This window comes from Megamonas sp. Calf98-2, from assembly GCF_900110235.1.
GTDB classification, from domain to species: Bacteria; Bacillota; Negativicutes; order Selenomonadales; family Selenomonadaceae; genus Megamonas; species Megamonas funiformis.
Map to the genome: position 1 here is coordinate 1 of NZ_FOCY01000023.1, position 16,714 is coordinate 16,714.

Genomic DNA, 16,714 nt, shown 5'->3' on the forward strand with positions numbered 1-16,714 from the left:
GTTCTTGCTCTTTTGTTGGATAAATTCTAACTTTTTTCGCAAGTATCATCTTCTATTAACTCCTTAATCATTTTTTTAGCTTTATTAGCTCTTTTTCCTTGAAGTCTACAACTAAATACAGTAACTATTTGAATTAAATCTTCTACTAACTCTTGTTCTTCAGTTCTCTCTGTATTATCAATAATTTCAATTGTTGTTCCATATTTTGTCTGCAAATTCTCCTATTGAGTAATATTTCATATTATCACCTCAATAGTGCCATATCATAATCTTTAAATAATTTATAGATTTTTATATAAAATTATATATTATTTATAACAGCTTTAAGCCTCCTTCGGTGGTACTGTTTCTTACTATTATTATACGCTATTTCTCGTCAAAATCAACCATTTGTTGTGACAGAGCCTAAAAAATTATAAAAGGCTTTTAATAGATTTTGTCTTCTATTAAAAGCCTTTTTCTATTTAGAATTATTTTTTAATTCCTCTAAAAATTTCTTATCATCTTTGCTTAATTCTACTTTTTCAAGTAAATCTGGTCTATTTGTATACGTAACACGCAAAGATTCTTGTCGACGCCATTTTGCTATTTTAGCATGGTCTCCTGAAAGTAGTACATCAGGTACGCTAAGACCTATATACTCACGTGGTTTTGTATATTGTGGATATTCTAGAAGTCCATTATAAAAAGAATCTGTTGGCGCAGACTCTCCAGAGCCTAATACACCTGGAAGCATTCTTGATACAGCATCGATTACCACCATAGCAGGAAGTTCTCCACCTGTTAATACATAATCACCAATAGAAATTACTTCATCAGCTAAATTTTGTACCACACGATTATCAAAGCCTTCATAATGACCACAGATAAATATTAACTGATCAAAATTAGCAAGTTCTTTCGCTTTTTCTTGAGTGAACACTTTTCCTGTAGGACACATCAATATAACCTTGCTATTTTCAATTTGCGTTTTAGCTTTAACGTCTTCTACAGCTCTAAATAATGGCTCTGGTTTCATCACCATGCCAGCACCACCACCATAAGCTGTATCATCAACTTGATTATGCTTATTAAAAGCAAAATCACGAGGATTTGTTATTTGTATATCTAAAATATTTTTTTCAATCGCTCTTTTAGTAATACTACAACCAAAAACTCCGCCAAACATCTCAGGAAATAACGATAATATATCTATTCTCATAATTACACTTCCTGATTTTCATCCCAAATTACTTTCATAAATCCATCTTCAACATTTATTTCAGTAACTACTTTCTTTAATGCTGGAATTAAAATTTGTCTGCCATCTTTAGCTTTAGTAATATATACATCATTGCTACCAGTTTTCAAAATTTCTGTTATTTCACCTAAAACAACATCATCTTGATTGATTACTTGAAGTCCGATTATATCAAAAGCATAATATTCTCCATCTTCAAGTGGTGGTACATCACTGCGATTTATTTTCAATAATTTATTCGTAAAACGTGCTACTTCTTCACGAGAGTTAACACCTTCTACTTTCATCACTACAAAATTTCCCTGATAGCGAGTAGAAATAATATTTATTTCTTTATCGTCTACATATGCTTTTTTTATAGTATTAAATCTATCCGGAAAATCTGTTAAAGGATATACTTTCATATCTCCTCTAACACCATGAGCTGCACCGATTTTACCAATAATAATCTTTTTATTAGTTGCGGATTTCAATGATTTTTTCATCCTCTACGATAATTTCAGTATTCATAACAGCTGGCATTTTATCGCCAACTTTTACATTAAATACATGTTGCATAGTACCTTGAATAATTTCAGCACCTAAACCTAAATGTTTCATATCAGCAATATCTTGTTCAATTTTAGCTTTTAATTTTAAACCTTTAGCTTTGTCTACTTCCATTTTTTGAACAATTGCTCCGACTTGTTGAATATTATCTTCAGCATGTTCTTCTAAAAATTTTTTCTTTTGAATGTCGATTTTAGATAATTTTAAATCTACTTCTGCTAATTGTTTTTCCATTTTATCTAACATTTTAGCTCTAAATTTTTCAGTAACTTTTACTTTAATTGTTACTGGACATTGTAAAGAAATACTTTCCATAATTATAACCTCACTTTAATTATTTCATTAATCTCATGATATATACTATCATATATATATTATAATGAAAAGATTTTGGATAAAGAGAAAGCCGAAAGTCATAATCGACCTTCGGCTATTTTTATTGCAATTATTCGATGATATCAACTGTAACTTTTTTATTTTCACAGGAAGCTGCAGCTTTCACTACAGTTCTCATAGCTTTAGCTATACGGCCTTGTTTACCAATGACTTTTCCCATGTCAGCTGAAGCTACACGCAATTTTAACAAAACATGATTACCATCAACGATTTCATCAACAGTAACTTGTTCTGGATAATCAACGAGTGATTTTGCTATTACTTCAACAAGTTCCTTCATCTATTTGCCTCTTTCTTATTTCTTAGCATGTTTAGCTGCATCAAATTTAGTCATGATACCTTTTTTGCTAAGTAAAGATTTAACTGTATCTGTAGGCTGAGCACCTTTGAGCATCCAGTCTAAAGTTTTTTCTTCATCAATATTGATAATAGCAGGTTCTTTTGTGGAATCATAGTTACCTAAGATTTCGATGAAACGACCATCACGTGGAGCACGAGAATCTGCTACAACGATACGATAGAATGGACGTTTTTTAGCACCCATACGATTTAAACGAATTTTAACTGCCAATGTTTTCACCTCCTTAAAGTGATTAAGTTATATTATAGAAGGTTTATCTAAAGAAAGGAAGTTTAAAACCGCCTTTTCCTTTTTTACCTTTCTTATTTAACTGTTTCATATTAGACATTTTCTTCATCATTTTTTTCATTTCATCAAATTGCTTTAAGAGCTTATTGACTTCCTGAACTTTTGTTCCACTACCCATAGCGATACGCTTACGGCGAGAACCATTGATGATTTTTGTATTTCTTTTTTCCTCCGGTGTCATGGCTCTAATAATAGCTTCGATATGTTTGATTTCTTTACCATTCATATCGATATCCACATCACCGAGTTTTTTCTTAAGTCCACCCATACCAGGTATCATACCTAAGATATTTTCAAAAGAGCCAAGCTTTCTCACTTGATTTAATTGAGATAAGAAATCATCTAATGTAAATTCATTTTTGCGGAAAGCTTTTTCCATTTTTTTTGCTTCTTCTGCATCAAAAGCAGTCTGTGCCTTTTCAATTAAAGTAAGCACATCACCCATACCTAAGATACGAGAAGCCATTCTATCTGGATAAAATGGTTCTAAGGCTTCTAATTTTTCACCAGCACCCACAAATTTAATAGGGCAACCTGTAACAGCTTTAACGGAAAGCGCCGCACCACCGCGAGCATCCCCGTCCATTTTAGTTAAGATAACACCATCTAAACCTAAATCATTATTGAAGCTTTCTGCTACATTAACTGCATCTTGACCAGTCATTGCATCAACTACTAATAAGATTTCATGCGGTTTTACATCTTCTTTTATAGATTTCAACTCTTGCATGAGGTTTTCATCTATATGAAGTCGTCCTGCTGTATCGATGATTACAATGTCATTAGCATGAGATTTTGCATAATCTATTGCTTCATTAGCGATACGCACAGCATCTTTACAATCTTCTTTAGCAAATACTGGAATATCAATTTGACTACCGAGTACTTGTAACTGCTTGATAGCTGCTGGACGATAGATATCTGCTGCAACCATCAATGGGTGTTTGCCTTGCTTTTTAAACATCAAACCAAGTTTACCAGCAGATGTTGTTTTACCTGCCCCTTGAAGACCTACCATCATGATAATTGTAGGAGCTTTTGGTGAAATGTTTATATGACTTTGAGTCTGCCCCATCAATGCTGTTAACTCTTCGTTAACAATTTTAATAACAGCTTGTGCAGGTGTCAAGGACTCTAAAACTTCTTGTCCTACTGCACGTTCTTTTATTTTTTTAATAAAATCTTTAACTACTTTAAAGTTTACATCGGCTTCTAATAAAGCTATGCGAATTTCTCGCATGGTAGCATTAACATCATCAGCTGTTAATTTACCATGACCACGCAATTTTTTAAAAGTCTCTTGCAAACGATCAGCTAAATTTTCAAAAATCAAATTTATGCCTCCTTGCTATCATTTGTTAACACAGAAATACGTCTTATTATATTATTAAGCCTGTTATCTTCTGATTCCTGCTTTAATGCTAATAAATCAGATAAAATTGACAAAAGCTCTGTTTTTTCTTTTGTCGAACGGGCTGCCAAACCTAATTTATCTTCATATTGCTGCATGATTTGCTCACTGCGACGCAACATGTCATAAACAGCTTGACGTGAAATTCCTAACTCTGTACTTATCTCTGATAGTGAAAAATCTTCGAATAAGTGCATTTGTAGACAACGTTTCTGTTTGTCAGTTAGCAAAGCCCCATAAATATCAAATAAAGCGCTCATGTGCAAAAACTTTTCTAACATTTAAACCACCTGAGCTTTCATTATTCATCAAATTTAATTATGTCCTACGACTTTGATTATTATATATGACAAAAAACAACCTGTCAAGTATTTTTACTTGTCAGGTTGTAAAAAATTTTAACGGCTCAAAACTTCTTGTTTTACTAGCACTTTTTCTTCATATCTATTTTTTTCTACAATTTTAATTGGTTGTTTATCCACAACACTGATAATTAAAAAGCTGATTATGCAGATAATCCATTCAAAATAAATTACATGTGGCAATACATGTATCTGAGGTACAAATTGCCATAAAACCAATCCCATCAAACCTACAACTGTAGTGTAAAATGCTGAATTTTTACGACAAAGACTAGGAGCAAACACAGTAAATAAAAATACTACAGTAAACGCAGTAGTCAAACTTAAACCAATCATCATAGTTTTTAAAATTCCCACTGCATTAAACGCTAACCATAAAGTAGCAAGACCTACTAATAATATAACTAAACGATTTACTTGCAAAAATTTTGCAGTTGTTACTTGTGGATTGATAAAACGTTTATAAATATCCTGAGAAATAAGCGTACCTGCACCTAATAATATTGTACAAGCAGTGGAAACATCTGCTGCCCATAATGCTGCAAGTGTTATCCCTGAAACTACAGGATCTAAGCTCATGATGATTTGAGGAAGTGCCATAGTTGGATTAATATCTGGATATTGAACTTTAGCTGCTAAACCTAAAATAGCTGATAAAAAGCCAATTGGGAAAATCAATGCTCCACCTAAAATAAAGCCTTTTTTTGCTGTTTTAGCATCTTTTGCAGCACAGGCAATCTGTACAGTTCCTTGCAAAGTGAGTGCTTGAGATATCATAATCAAAATCCAACCCAATACTACAGCTAAGCCTAAGCCACCAATAGGACTAAACCAAGAAAAATCAACTACAGGTAAATTATTATTGATATTTACAAGACCACCATTATTATCTACGACAGAAATAGTTGAATATAAAATTCCTAAATAAATTAAGCTAACACTTATCATATTAGACATACCCGAAGACCACAATCCGCCCACAACAGTAATACCGATGAAAACTATAGCACTCATTATCATGCCTGTTTTCATAGAAAATATATCTGGCATAAGTGTTGATAAAATTGCCCCACCTGCTACATATTGAAGTGAAATAATACAAATAAGAATGATTGCTAAACCAATTGCACTTATAAGGCGACCTTTTTTATCATAATAACGTTCAAATAATTCTGGTATCGTAGAGCAACCCATTTGTCTATATTTCCCTGCGGCTAAAATTCCCATAACCACAGCACCGATTGCCCATGCTCCATTGTACCAACCAGCTGCAATGCCCACCTGTGTTGCATTTTCTGCCACACCAACAGTAGAAGCAGCACCTACAGCAAGACCTGTTACATTAAAAGCAATAAGTGATGTAGATAATTTTCTTCCTGCAAATAAATACTCCATAGGATTTTTATTAGCGCGATGTTTTACATAAAAAGATATTGCAAATAATAATACTACATATAAACAGACTATCATTAATTGAATAGACATAGTTTTCATCCTTTCTTATGATGTTAATCAAAATTTTTACTTTAACATCAATCTTTAAATTACTGCAGATTAAATTTTAATTTGTCAAAAACTTAAGTATTATTATCAGCTGATATAAGTTTAAAATAAATTCATCCAACTAAAAAAGCATACAAAAAAGCTCGCCCCTATATAGGGACGAGCTGTTATAACCCGTGGTACCACCCAATTTGCTTTTTTAGCCACTCATTCGGATACTAACATATCCTAGCCCATGATAACGGAGGCACTCCGACAAAACTTACTTAATTAATCTCAATTATTATAATTGTTCAGCCTTGCAACTCTAAGGTGTATTTCAATTTAATTCACTACTATGTCCCACCAAACCATAGCTCTCTGCAAGCTTCATAAATCTACTTTTCCTCTTCACTGTTTTTATCTGTCTATTACTATAACAATAAAATTCATATTTGTCAATGATTATTTATTGTAAACTTGTAAATTAAATGTGTAGTTGTAAATTTATTTTAATTTACTGCTCACTAACTCATGTGTGCGGAAAAAATTATATATAGATTTTGCTATTTGCTCGCTAATTCCTGGTACCGCCATCAATTCATCAACTGAAGCATTTTTTATATTTTGTATCGTTTCAAAATGGTCAAATAAACTTTTTCTTCGCTTAGCACCAATTCCAGAGATATTATCTAATATAGATATCTTATTGCGTTTTGTTCTAAGTTTACGATGATAAGTAATAGCAAAGCGATGAGCTTCATCTCTTATACTTTGCACTAAATATAAAGCATCTGATTGTCGTGGCAAAATAACAGGCTCTGATGATTGTTCTGTAAAAATATATTCAAATTGCTTAGCAAGCCCCACTACAGGAACGCTATAATGACCTGCTCCACGAATAATTTCCAAAGCTGAACTCAATTGACCTTTACCACCATCAATGATTATCAAATCTGGTAAATCATTTTTATCAATGCCTACATATCTGCGAGTAGTTACTTCCCTCATCGACATAAAATCATCTGGTTTTCCTTCAGTAGAATTTATCTTAAATCTACGATAAGAATTTTTATCTGGCTTGCCATCTTGAAATACTACCATAGAAGCTACTGTTTCTGAACCTTGAATATGTGATATATCAAAACATTCCATACGCATTGGTGGCTTAGGTAAATTTAAATATTTTTGTAAATCATAGACAGCACCTAAACTACGAGCCTTCATATCTTTTAATTTTTGCTCTTGCTCTAATAAATATTTTTCTGCATTTTCTTTTGCCATCGTCAAAATATCTTTTTTCACACCACGTTTAGGCAATAAAATTTTTGTCTTTTTCTTTTTTTCTGTCCAAAGCCATTCTTGCAATAATTCTATTTCTGCTATCTCTTCTGGTATCAATATTTCTTTAGGAATATCCACCGCATCATTATAATATTGTTTCAAAAAGGCTGTTATAAGATTTTTTTCATCATCATCTTCATCATTTAATAAAAATTGATTGCGACCTAACATTTTACCATTGCGAATAAAAAATATCTCTATACAAATTCCATAATTAGCTCTAGCGATACCAATAGCATCTATATCACCATCATCTAATAATATCTTTTGTTTTTCCATTATCTTGCGCACAGCTAATAATTGGTCTCTCAATCTAGCAGCTTTCTCAAAATCTAAATTCTGTGCTGCCATCTGCATTTTTTTCGCCAAATTCTGCTCTACAACTTCACTTTTACCTTCTAAGAATAAACATACTCCATCTACCATCTCTTTATAAGTATCTTCATCAATATAATTAGCGCAAGGAGCTAAACATCTTTTTATATGATATTCTAAACAAGGTCTATCTGCTAAATGCTTGCAAGTTCGCAAAGGGAATAATTTACGCAATAAATTTAAAGTTTCCTTCATTGCTGTAGAACTTGTATATGGACCAAAATATCTTGAGCCATCTTTGATAAGGCGACGAGTAGTTACTATTCTTGGATATTTTTCATTCAACGTGATTTTTAAATAGGGATAAGTCTTATCATCACGAAGCATAATATTATATTTAGGATGATGTTTTTTTATCAAATTACATTCTAAAATTAATGCTTCTAATTCATTATCTGTAACTATTGTCTCAAAATCTTCTATATGCGACACCATAGCAATTGTTTTTGCTGAATGATTTCTACTCGATTGAAAATATTGTCGCACACGATTTTTTAAATTAATCGCTTTACCTACATATATAATCTGTTTTTGCTTATTTTTCATCAAATAAACACCTGATTTTGTAGGCAATAATTTTAATTTTTCTTGTAATACTTCATTAATCATCATTTTATATTCTCTTTAATCTAATTATATTTATATTAAAACTCATTGCATTTTTAATTTTAAAGCCAAAATACCCAAATATTCACGAATAGCCATACAAGATGTATTTAAACTACCATTATTAGGTAAGAAATTAAAAATACTAAAGACTAACTCATCACTCATTTGATAATCTGCTACATATGGTGTAGCTTCAATTCCTTCACGTGCAAATATTTCCATTGCTCTTAACAAATGAAAGCCTGATGTAATTACTAATGGCTTAGTAAAATTATATTCTTCCATTATAACTTTGCTATTTTGCACATTCTCTACTGTATTTCTGCTCTGATTTTCTAATATCAAAGCTTGCGAATTTACGCCCATACCTTCAAATATACGCTTTTCAATATCAGCTTCTCGTCCTGTATCTTCAAACACCTTTCCGCCAGATAAAATAATAGGAATATCCAATTCTTTTTGCAATCTCATAACTGTAATCATGCGATTAGCTACATATCCTGAAACTTGCCCTTCGCCATCAATATCTGCTACATTTATCGCACCACCACCTAGCATAATTATCACATCATTTTTATCTTGCTTTAACTGTTCAATAGTTTTATTTTGATAAAAATTCTCTAATGGCTTAACTAAATGATAAGCTATAAAATTTGTAGATAACAAATAAAACAATAAAGTAATCATGCTTAAAATATATTTACCTTTAATCTTTTTCCAGTATAAATAAATATTAAATAAAATCAGAAGTGATATAATTCCTCCCGGTGGAATTATAAAAGCATAAAAAATCTTAACTAAATAAAGCATAAATATACCTCCTATAACGTACTTTTTCCCCTAAAAATTATAAATATAACAAAATCATCGTTAATTTCTTCATTAATTTTCATTGTAAAAATATCTATTATTTGTTATAACAGTATATAAGGAGGGGATTATCATCGAAATTTCTCTAGAAACAATTCAACAGACAGACGAATTAGTTCATCAACTATATCAAACAACACGTGCTATGTCAAAAAGTGTAAACCGTGCATTATACAGTACAAATATCTATGGTTCTGAATGGACTATCTTAAAAACAATTCACGATCAAGGCACTATGACACAGACAGCACTTGCTAACTATTTAAATATTGAACCTGCTACAATCTCTAAAACAATTCGTCAGCTGATGAAAAAAAATCTTATCATGCGTCAAAGTGGTGAGGATAAACGTGAAAAATATATTTATCTCACACCATTGGCGATTGAACAATATAATGAATGGTTTGAAGTTATCGCTCAAAATTGTCGCCGAGTATTAGAAGCTGTCAATGTAGAAGAACAAAAAATACTAATGGGTTTATTGAGCAAAATAAAAAATAAAATCAATGATGACATTTAACTTTTAAAACATAATTATCATAAATAGTATAAATAATAAAGAAGGGCATTATCTTATAAAAGTTAATGCCCTTTTTATTTATCATTTTGTAGCTGCGCGAATAATTGATTGTGCAACTTCTTTTATTGTTTTTCGTTTTGCCATACTATATTTTTGTATTCTACGATAAGCTTCACTTTCAGACAAATTATAAGCCTCCATCAAAATACCTTTTGCTCTATCTAATAATTTTCTCATTTCTAGTGAATTTTTTATATCATCTAATTCACTTTCTAATTGTTTAATTTCATTAAATCTAGATAGTGCAATTTCTATTGCTGGAAACAAATTACTTGGCTTTATTGGTTTTACCAAATAAGCTAGAACACCTGAATTCTTAGCTTTTTCTACAATGTCTTTTTGGCTAAAAGCTGTAAGCAAAATAACAGGAGCTAATTTTTGGTCAGAAATTCTCTTTGCAGCTGTAATCCCATCCATTTCTGGCATTTTTATATCCATAATCACTAAATCAGGTTTTAATCGCTGCGTTAATTCTATAGCCTTTAATCCATTAAAACATTCTCCAACGACTTCATGCCCAGCTTCTTCTAACATTTCTTTCAAATCCATACGAATGATTGATTCATTATCAGCAATCACAATTTTTAACTTAGACATCAACTTCACTCTCCATTAAAAATTTATAGGGAATAGCTATCTTGGCATGAACCCCATTATCATTATATAAGTCAAAAGAACCATTCATATCTCCTTCAATTAAAGTTCTCACAATTTGAAGTCCTAAAGATTTTGTCGGTAAATCAAAAAAAATCTCTGGTAAACCATTACCATTGTCATACAATTCTATTATATAGGCTTCATCACTTTGACTTATTTTAAGACCAATTTTACCATAATTTCTGCCTAAAAATCCATGCTCAATTGAATTTAAAATCAATTCATTTATGATCAAAGCTAAATTACTAGCTTGTTTTGATGGTAAAATTATTGTCTCTCCAATAAATTCTGTCTCCAATTTAAAATGACTATCTAACATATTTTGCTGAATTAATTGCAAAATATTTTTTGTTACTTCCATTACATCTATATTTTCATCACCTTGTTGTGATAAAAATTCATGCACAACTGATATACTTAAAATACGATTTACACTTTCCTTTAAAGCTTCTTTTACTTCCATTGAATTTGAGCGTCTAGCTTGTAATCTAAGTAAACTAGCAATAGTTTGCAAATTATTTTTTACGCGATGATGAATTTCTTGTATCACTGCTGATTTTATTTTTAATTCTTTATCCTTTTTTCTAATTTCAGTAACATCAGATAAAATCACTATACGTGTCAATAAATTGCCTGCTTCATTGATTGGAATGTCTCTTCTAATCAATACTAAATTTCCCACTTCAATTTCTTTTTCATAAGGACATCTAGGCAAAATAGTTTCTTTTCTAATATGTAAAGTCAACTGTCTATCAAAGAGATAACAACCTAACAAATTACTAACACCTAAAACATGATATATTCTTGAAGCTACCATATTAGCAAAAATAATACGTTCATTTTTATCTGTAATGATAATCCCATCTCGTGAAGAAATTGCTCTATACATTTTATTATCTGCTTTTTTAGGCGCATTTTCCAAAATAATAAAGGCAGTTTTCAAAAGACGAGTAAAACCTCTTGTTTGTGTATCTTCATAATTTATCTCAAAACAAATAACAGCTATTACTTCATAATCAACGACAATCGGTATAGTATACATTTGATAAAATTTACCAAAATCTAATTCTCTTTGACCTTCATATTTTGATTTAAATTTAATAGTTTTATCAATTAAAGGCTCTTGTACTTTAGGAATTTCCTTCCCTATCAATGATTGTTTTATAGGATTATACGTAGTATGTGGTTCAAATTCAGAAACAACAGTGAAATAATTTTCTTTTTGGGAAAATGTATACATAGCTACATGTGCATGTACCAAATCAGAAACTAAAGGTAATACTGTATTAATTCTTTGTAAAAAATTAGCTTTCATAGCGGATAAATTAGTAAATTGTCTACAATTATTCAAAAAAGACATTATTCTTCACTTCACTTTCTTTAATTTATGCTTTTATTTATTTTTATAAAGAAAAAAGGAGACCTATCGTCTCCTTTGTATTAAATTAAATTATGTTTAATTTAATTTATGTAATTATAAAACTCTACGTGCTCCAATATAGCAAGATGCCCAATAAGAACTACTTAAAGAATCGACAACTACTCCACGGCTAGAAGAAGCATTAATAAAATTACCATCACCCATATAGATACCTACATGAGATGCTCCATAAGTATAAGTAGAGAAAAATACTAAATCACCAGGCATAAGGTTATCATAAGATACTGGTGTACCTATTTCAAATTGTACATCTGCTGTACGTGGAAGAGAAATACCAGCTGTAGCAAAAACATAACGCGTAAAACCAGAACAATCAAAACCGCTTGGAGTTGTACCACCAAATACATATGGCACGCCAATATAATTCAAAGATGAATTAATGATACGTTTTGCAATGTAATTAGAACTACGGCTTACTACAGGCATGTTACGTCCCATCAATGTTTGATATGTCATAGCGCCAACTAAACCATCATTATCCAAACCATTAGCTGATTGGAATGCTGCCACTGCAGCTTGTGTAGCTGGACCGAAATCTCCATCTGCTGTTACATCATAACCCTGACTTGCCAATGCTGCTTGAATTTCAGCGATTTCTGCACCTTGGTCTCCTAAACGGAAAGAAGATGCGCTAGCAATAGCACTCATACAGATCAAACACAAAGATAAAACTAAAACACGGACAACTTTACTCAAAAAAAAGACTCCTCTCAAAATCGCCTACGAGGTTAGCTGACGGGTTAGGACAGAGAAGGAAAGACTATCCATCTAAAATTTCAGTAAATTCTACCAAAATAAATTAGATTCACCCCAAAAAATTGGTTCTCCCGCTCCTGAGCTGGATTCGGCTTTCTATTTTTATTTTTTTATTACGCTCATAATCTATATTTTACACTATTTTATTAAAAACCTCAACCTATAATCAATAATTTTTATCATTTAGTTTAGTTCCTATATAATAATAACTAAACTAATTTCAACTATTTTTATTATACTTAAGAAATTTTTTATTTAATTAAACAAAAGACATTGACATTTTGTCTAAATAGTGATACATTCTTAATTAGAAGTTAGCACTCACTATTATAGAGTGCTAACAATAGGGGTGAAAGAAATGCTAGATGAAAGAAAGCAACGCATTCTCCGAGCCATTGTAGATGACTATATATCTACTGCAGAGCCAATAGGCTCCCGAACAATTGCTAAGAAATATAGTTTGGGAATTAGCCCTGCGACAATTCGTAATGAAATGGCAGATTTAGAGACACTTGGTTATATCAAGCATCTCCATACCTCATCTGGGCGTATCCCCTCATCAAAAGGTTATCGTTTTTATGTTGATGACTTATTAACATTAGAACAAATGTCGGAGAATGAGATATCTCTTATCAATAATTGGTATGCTACTAAGGTACGTTCTGTTGAAGAAATTTTCCGTGAAACTTCACGTATAATCTCTCAACTGACAAAAAATGTATCTTTAGTTTTAGCTCCACAATTAACGCAAACAGCTTTTCAGTATTTGCGATTTTTACCACTTAATGAACATCAAGTAATAGCTGTCATCATGACAGATGCTGGTTTTATTGATAACAAAATTATCGATATTCCAAGTGGTATTTCTTTTGAGGATTTTGATAATATCGCTAGTATCTTTAATCATTATCTCAAAGGTAAGCGTCTATCAGATATTAGTATGGCATCAATTCGCAAAATTCGTGGTGAAACTGTTAATTCCACAGTTTTTAATGCTATCATTAATATTATAGATGAAGCATTAGCCAAAGATAAGCAAGAACGACTTTATCTAGGTGGTGCAAGAGAATTAATGGAACAGCCTGAATTTCATAATATAGATAAAGTAAAAAAACTATTATCTATGTTTGAAGAAAAACAACTTTTATATGATATTTTACATGCACAAAAAGATGAAAGTTTAGCTGTTACCATTGGTCAAGAAAACAAATATAATGATATTAAAGATTGCAGTATTATCAGTGCCACATATCATTTAGATGGTAAACCAATTGCCACATTAGCTGTTTTAGGTCCAACACGTATGGATTATGGCAAAATAATTTCTTTATTAAAATTTATGAATGCTAATCTTGCTGATATTTTCCATAGATTTCATTTGTAATCTATAAAGATTAAACTATTTATTATTAACTAAGAAGGTGGTTGATTCATGGCTACTCCAGAAGAAACTAAAGAAACTATGCAGACTGAAACTACTTCTGATAATGAAGTTAAAGAAACAGTAGAAGAAACTACTACTGAGACTGCTGTAGAAAATGATGAAGCAACTTTTGATACAATAAAAAAAGAACTTGAAGCTCAAAAAGAATTATTACAGCAAAGCAAAGACCACTATAAAAGATTGCAAGCTGATTTTGCAAACTTCCGTCGTCGCAATGAAAAAGAACGTGAAGAATTATCTAGTGTAGTCCTTCAAGGATTAATTAAAGATTTATTACCTATCATTGATAATTTTGAACGTGCTTTAGCTGTTGAAGGAGCTGCTGGTACTCCTCTTCATGACGGAATTTCCATGGTTTACAACCAATTAATGGAATCTTTGAAGAAAAATGGTCTTGAAGTTATTAAAGCTGCTGGTGAAAAATTTGATCCTAATTTCCATCAAGCTGTAATGCGCGTTCAAGACCCTGAAAAAGAAGATGATACCATCGAAGAAGAATTCCAAAAAGGTTATATGGTACAAGGTCGAGTAATTCGCCCAAGTATGGTAAAAGTTGTAGCTAATTAATCATTTAATTAACTATAATTAATATAAAATATTTTATTAAATTGCATAACACTTATATTTATATATAGATGTTTTTAGGAGGAATTTATAATGTCCAAAGTAATTGGTATTGACTTAGGTACTACTAACTCTGTAGTCGCTGTTATGGAAGGTGGCGAACCTACAGTTATTACAAACCCAGAAGGTAGCAGACTTACTCCTTCAGTTGTAGGTTTCACAAAAGATGGTGAACGTCTTGTAGGTCAACTTGCAAAACGTCAAGCCGTTTCCAATCCAGATAGAACAATCGCTTCAATCAAACGTCATATGGGCGAAGTTAATTATAAAGTAAATATTGATGGTAAATCTTATACTCCACCAGAAATTTCTGCTATGATTCTTCAAAAATTAAAAGCTGATGCAGAAAAATATCTTGGCGAAAAAGTAACTCAAGCAGTTATCACTGTTCCTGCTTACTTCAACGATAGCCAACGTCAAGCAACTAAAGATGCTGGTAAAATCGCAGGTCTTGATGTTCTTCGTATCGTAAACGAACCAACTGCTGCTGCTCTTGCTTATGGTCTTGATAAAGGTGAAGATGGTACAATCTTAGTATTCGACTTAGGTGGCGGTACATTTGATGTATCTATCCTCGAACTTGGTGATGGCGTATTTGAAGTAAAATCCACTAATGGTAATACTCATTTAGGTGGCGATGACTTTGACCATGCAGTAATGAATTGGATGGTAGAAGAATTCAAAAAATCCAACGGCATTGACTTATCTCAAGATAAAATGAGTGCTCAACGTCTTATCGAAGCTGCTGAAAAAGCAAAAATCGAACTTTCCAGCATGACTTCTACAAATATCAACTTACCATTCATCACTGCTGATGCAACAGGTCCAAAACACTTAGATTTAACTCTTACTCGTGCAAAATTTGATGAATTAACAGCAGATCTTGTTGAAGCTACAATCGAACCAACTCGTAAAGCTATGGCTGATGCTGGTTTATCCGTTTCCGAAATCGATAAAATCATCTTAGTTGGTGGTTCTAGCCGTATCCCTGCTGTTCAAGAAGCTATTAGAAAATATCTTGGTAAAGAACCAAATCATGGTGTAAACCCTGATGAATGCGTTGCAGTAGGTGCAGCTATTCAAGCTGGTATCTTAGCTGGTGAAGTTAAAGACGTATTACTTCTTGATGTAACTCCACTTTCCTTAGGTATTGAAACATTAGGTGGTATTTGCACAAAAATCATTGAAAGAAATACTACTATTCCTACTTCTAAAAGCCAAGTATTCTCTACAGCTGCTGATAATCAGCCTGCAGTTAGCATTCATGTTCTTCAAGGTGAACGTGAAATGGCAGCAGACAATAAAACTCTCGGTCGTTTCGATTTAACAGACATTCCACCAGCTCCAAGAGGAGTTCCTCAGATCGAAGTTAAATTCGATATCGATGCTAACGGTATCGTTCATGTATCTGCAAAAGACCTCGGTACTGGTAAAGAACAAAATATCACTATTCAATCTGATAGCGGTATGAGCAAAGAAGATATCGACCGCATGGTCAAAGAAGCTCAAGCTCATGAAGCTGAAGATAAAAAACGTAAAGAAGAAGTAGAAACTAGAAATAATGCTGATTCTTTAGTATTCCAAGCTGAAAAAGTAATCAAAGATTTAGGCGATAAAGCTGATGCTAATACTGTAGCTAAAGTAAAAGATGGCATTGAAGGCGCTAAAAATGCTCTCAAAGGTACAGATATTGAAGCAATCAAAAAAGCTATGGAAGAATTACAAAAACCTCTTTATGAATTAAGCGCAGCTGCATATCAGCAGGCTCAGCAAGCTCAACAACAAGCTGGCGGAGCAGGTGCTAATGCACAGCAACAGACTCAGACAAAAGATGATGACAATGTTGTTGACGCTGATTTTAAAGATGTAACTGATAAATAATTTAAGTTTAATTAATATAAGAAATATTAATATAAGAAATTCGA

The 16,714-nt window shown here is 32.0% G+C and carries 18 protein-coding genes, 1 pseudogene, 1 riboswitch and 1 other annotated feature; of the genes and pseudogenes, 4 read left to right on the forward strand and 15 right to left on the reverse strand.

What is annotated here, in order from left to right; all coding sequences use genetic code 11:
* From BMX03_RS11540 to BMX03_RS07925, 12 genes and pseudogenes are all read right to left on the reverse strand, one after another.
* Nucleotides 1-49, reverse strand: a 49-nt coding sequence (locus BMX03_RS11540; protein WP_177159372.1) for a helix-turn-helix domain-containing protein, incomplete at its 3' end; no start/stop codon positions are given.
* Nucleotides 27-221 (reverse strand): annotated as a pseudogene (locus BMX03_RS07875) (IS607 family transposase); the annotation flags it as partial. The gene BMX03_RS11540 and the pseudogene BMX03_RS07875, both read right to left, overlap by 23 nt.
* 239 nt (nucleotides 222-460) lie before the next feature.
* Nucleotides 461-1,201 (reverse strand): tRNA (guanosine(37)-N1)-methyltransferase TrmD, encoded by a 741-nt coding sequence (gene trmD / locus BMX03_RS07880; RefSeq protein WP_022228013.1) that lies wholly within the window; start codon nucleotides 1,199-1,201, stop codon nucleotides 461-463.
* 2 nt (nucleotides 1,202-1,203) lie between these two features.
* Complete coding sequence (gene rimM, locus BMX03_RS07885) at nucleotides 1,204-1,725, reverse strand: ribosome maturation factor RimM (RefSeq protein ID WP_091694733.1); 522 nt, start codon at nucleotides 1,723-1,725, stop codon at nucleotides 1,204-1,206.
* Nucleotides 1,697-2,104, reverse strand: coding sequence for a YlqD family protein (locus BMX03_RS07890; protein WP_008538278.1), 408 nt, complete (start codon nucleotides 2,102-2,104; stop codon nucleotides 1,697-1,699). Before BMX03_RS07890 ends, rimM begins: the two co-directional genes overlap by 29 nt.
* Nucleotides 2,105-2,234: 130 nt before the next feature.
* The gene (locus tag BMX03_RS07895; protein WP_008538279.1) at nucleotides 2,235-2,465 is read right to left on the reverse strand and encodes a KH domain-containing protein; all 231 of its coding nucleotides are present in this window, start codon (nucleotides 2,463-2,465) and stop codon (nucleotides 2,235-2,237) included.
* A 15-nt stretch (nucleotides 2,466-2,480) separates the two neighbouring features.
* A complete protein-coding gene (gene rpsP / locus BMX03_RS07900) occupies nucleotides 2,481-2,756 on the reverse strand; it encodes a 30S ribosomal protein S16 (RefSeq protein ID WP_008538280.1) in 276 nt (91 codons plus the stop codon).
* A 43-nt stretch (nucleotides 2,757-2,799) separates the two neighbouring features.
* Entirely contained in the window at nucleotides 2,800-4,167 is a 1,368-nt protein-coding gene (ffh, locus tag BMX03_RS07905; protein WP_008538281.1) for a signal recognition particle protein, read from the reverse strand.
* A 2-nt stretch (nucleotides 4,168-4,169) separates the two neighbouring features.
* On the reverse strand, nucleotides 4,170-4,526 hold the full coding sequence (gene ylxM / locus BMX03_RS07910) for a YlxM family DNA-binding protein (protein WP_008538282.1): 357 nt from the start codon (nucleotides 4,524-4,526) through the stop codon (nucleotides 4,170-4,172).
* A 117-nt stretch (nucleotides 4,527-4,643) separates the two neighbouring features.
* Nucleotides 4,644-6,092 carry a sodium:solute symporter family protein gene (locus tag BMX03_RS07915; protein ID WP_091694735.1) on the reverse strand — a complete coding sequence of 483 codons (1,449 nt, stop codon included), beginning with the start codon at nucleotides 6,090-6,092 and terminating at the stop codon, nucleotides 4,644-4,646.
* 170 nt (nucleotides 6,093-6,262) lie between these two features.
* Nucleotides 6,263-6,513, reverse strand: a binding site (T-box leader).
* 83 nt (nucleotides 6,514-6,596) lie between these two features.
* Nucleotides 6,597-8,420: an excinuclease ABC subunit UvrC gene (uvrC, locus tag BMX03_RS07920; protein ID WP_022228010.1), complete on the reverse strand. Its 1,824-nt coding sequence runs from the start codon at nucleotides 8,418-8,420 to the stop codon at nucleotides 6,597-6,599.
* A 39-nt stretch (nucleotides 8,421-8,459) separates the two neighbouring features.
* On the reverse strand, nucleotides 8,460-9,227 hold the full coding sequence (locus BMX03_RS07925; protein WP_008538285.1) for a YdcF family protein: 768 nt from the start codon (nucleotides 9,225-9,227) through the stop codon (nucleotides 8,460-8,462).
* 205 nt (nucleotides 9,228-9,432) lie between these two features.
* Between BMX03_RS07925 and BMX03_RS07930 the strand changes: the two genes are divergently transcribed.
* Nucleotides 9,433-9,807 carry a MarR family winged helix-turn-helix transcriptional regulator gene (locus tag BMX03_RS07930; RefSeq protein WP_022228009.1) on the forward strand — a complete coding sequence of 125 codons (375 nt, stop codon included), beginning with the start codon at nucleotides 9,433-9,435 and terminating at the stop codon, nucleotides 9,805-9,807.
* Nucleotides 9,808-9,888: 81 nt separating this feature from the next.
* Here the strand turns inward: BMX03_RS07930 and BMX03_RS07935 are convergent, their stop codons facing one another.
* The 3 genes from BMX03_RS07935 to BMX03_RS07945 form a co-directional block, all read right to left on the reverse strand.
* Nucleotides 9,889-10,464, reverse strand: coding sequence for an ANTAR domain-containing response regulator (locus BMX03_RS07935; RefSeq protein WP_015562475.1), 576 nt, complete (start codon nucleotides 10,462-10,464; stop codon nucleotides 9,889-9,891).
* A complete protein-coding gene (locus BMX03_RS07940) occupies nucleotides 10,457-11,884 on the reverse strand; it encodes a histidine kinase N-terminal domain-containing protein (RefSeq protein WP_022228008.1) in 1,428 nt (475 codons plus the stop codon). Before BMX03_RS07940 ends, BMX03_RS07935 begins: the two co-directional genes overlap by 8 nt.
* Nucleotides 11,885-11,998: 114 nt before the next feature.
* A complete protein-coding gene (locus tag BMX03_RS07945; protein ID WP_008538289.1) occupies nucleotides 11,999-12,661 on the reverse strand; it encodes a C40 family peptidase in 663 nt (220 codons plus the stop codon).
* Nucleotides 12,662-12,667: 6 nt separating this feature from the next.
* Nucleotides 12,668-12,825: riboswitch (cyclic di-AMP (ydaO/yuaA leader) on the reverse strand.
* 254 nt (nucleotides 12,826-13,079) lie between these two features.
* Here BMX03_RS07945 and hrcA point away from each other — a divergent pair.
* The 3 genes from hrcA to dnaK all read left to right on the forward strand — a co-directional run bounded on the left by hrcA (nucleotide 13,080) and on the right by dnaK (nucleotide 16,670).
* Entirely contained in the window at nucleotides 13,080-14,105 is a 1,026-nt protein-coding gene (hrcA, locus tag BMX03_RS07950) for a heat-inducible transcriptional repressor HrcA (protein WP_022228007.1), read from the forward strand.
* Nucleotides 14,106-14,153: 48 nt separating this feature from the next.
* Nucleotides 14,154-14,732, forward strand: a complete 579-nt coding sequence (gene grpE, locus BMX03_RS07955) for a nucleotide exchange factor GrpE (protein WP_091694738.1) — start codon at nucleotides 14,154-14,156, stop codon at nucleotides 14,730-14,732.
* A gap of 90 nt (nucleotides 14,733-14,822) precedes the next feature.
* Entirely contained in the window at nucleotides 14,823-16,670 is a 1,848-nt protein-coding gene (dnaK, locus tag BMX03_RS07960) for a molecular chaperone DnaK (protein ID WP_091694741.1), read from the forward strand.
* The last annotated feature ends 44 nt before the right edge of the window (nucleotides 16,671-16,714 follow it).

Excerpts from the sequence above, each read along its gene's own strand:
- BMX03_RS07940 (WP_022228008.1), bottom strand. The coding sequence starts at position 11,884 with ATGTCTTTTTTGAATAATTGTAGACAATTTACTAATTTATCCGCTATG.
- BMX03_RS07915 (WP_091694735.1), bottom strand. The coding sequence starts at position 6,092 with ATGTCTATTCAATTAATGATAGTCTGTTTATATGTAGTATTATTATTT.
- ylxM (WP_008538282.1), bottom strand. The coding sequence starts at position 4,526 with ATGTTAGAAAAGTTTTTGCACATGAGCGCTTTATTTGATATTTATGGG.
- rimM (WP_091694733.1), bottom strand. The coding sequence starts at position 1,725 with ATGAAAAAATCATTGAAATCCGCAACTAATAAAAAGATTATTATTGGT.
- uvrC (WP_022228010.1), bottom strand. The coding sequence starts at position 8,420 with ATGATGATTAATGAAGTATTACAAGAAAAATTAAAATTATTGCCTACA.
- BMX03_RS07890 (WP_008538278.1), bottom strand. The coding sequence starts at position 2,104 with ATGGAAAGTATTTCTTTACAATGTCCAGTAACAATTAAAGTAAAAGTT.
- dnaK (WP_091694741.1), top strand. The coding sequence starts at position 14,823 with ATGTCCAAAGTAATTGGTATTGACTTAGGTACTACTAACTCTGTAGTC.
- BMX03_RS07895 (WP_008538279.1), bottom strand. The coding sequence starts at position 2,465 with ATGAAGGAACTTGTTGAAGTAATAGCAAAATCACTCGTTGATTATCCA.
- grpE (WP_091694738.1), top strand. The coding sequence starts at position 14,154 with ATGGCTACTCCAGAAGAAACTAAAGAAACTATGCAGACTGAAACTACT.
- trmD (WP_022228013.1), bottom strand. The coding sequence starts at position 1,201 with ATGAGAATAGATATATTATCGTTATTTCCTGAGATGTTTGGCGGAGTT.
- hrcA (WP_022228007.1), top strand. The coding sequence starts at position 13,080 with ATGCTAGATGAAAGAAAGCAACGCATTCTCCGAGCCATTGTAGATGAC.
- BMX03_RS07930 (WP_022228009.1), top strand. The coding sequence starts at position 9,433 with ATGTCAAAAAGTGTAAACCGTGCATTATACAGTACAAATATCTATGGT.
- BMX03_RS07925 (WP_008538285.1), bottom strand. The coding sequence starts at position 9,227 with ATGCTTTATTTAGTTAAGATTTTTTATGCTTTTATAATTCCACCGGGA.
- BMX03_RS07935 (WP_015562475.1), bottom strand. The coding sequence starts at position 10,464 with ATGTCTAAGTTAAAAATTGTGATTGCTGATAATGAATCAATCATTCGT.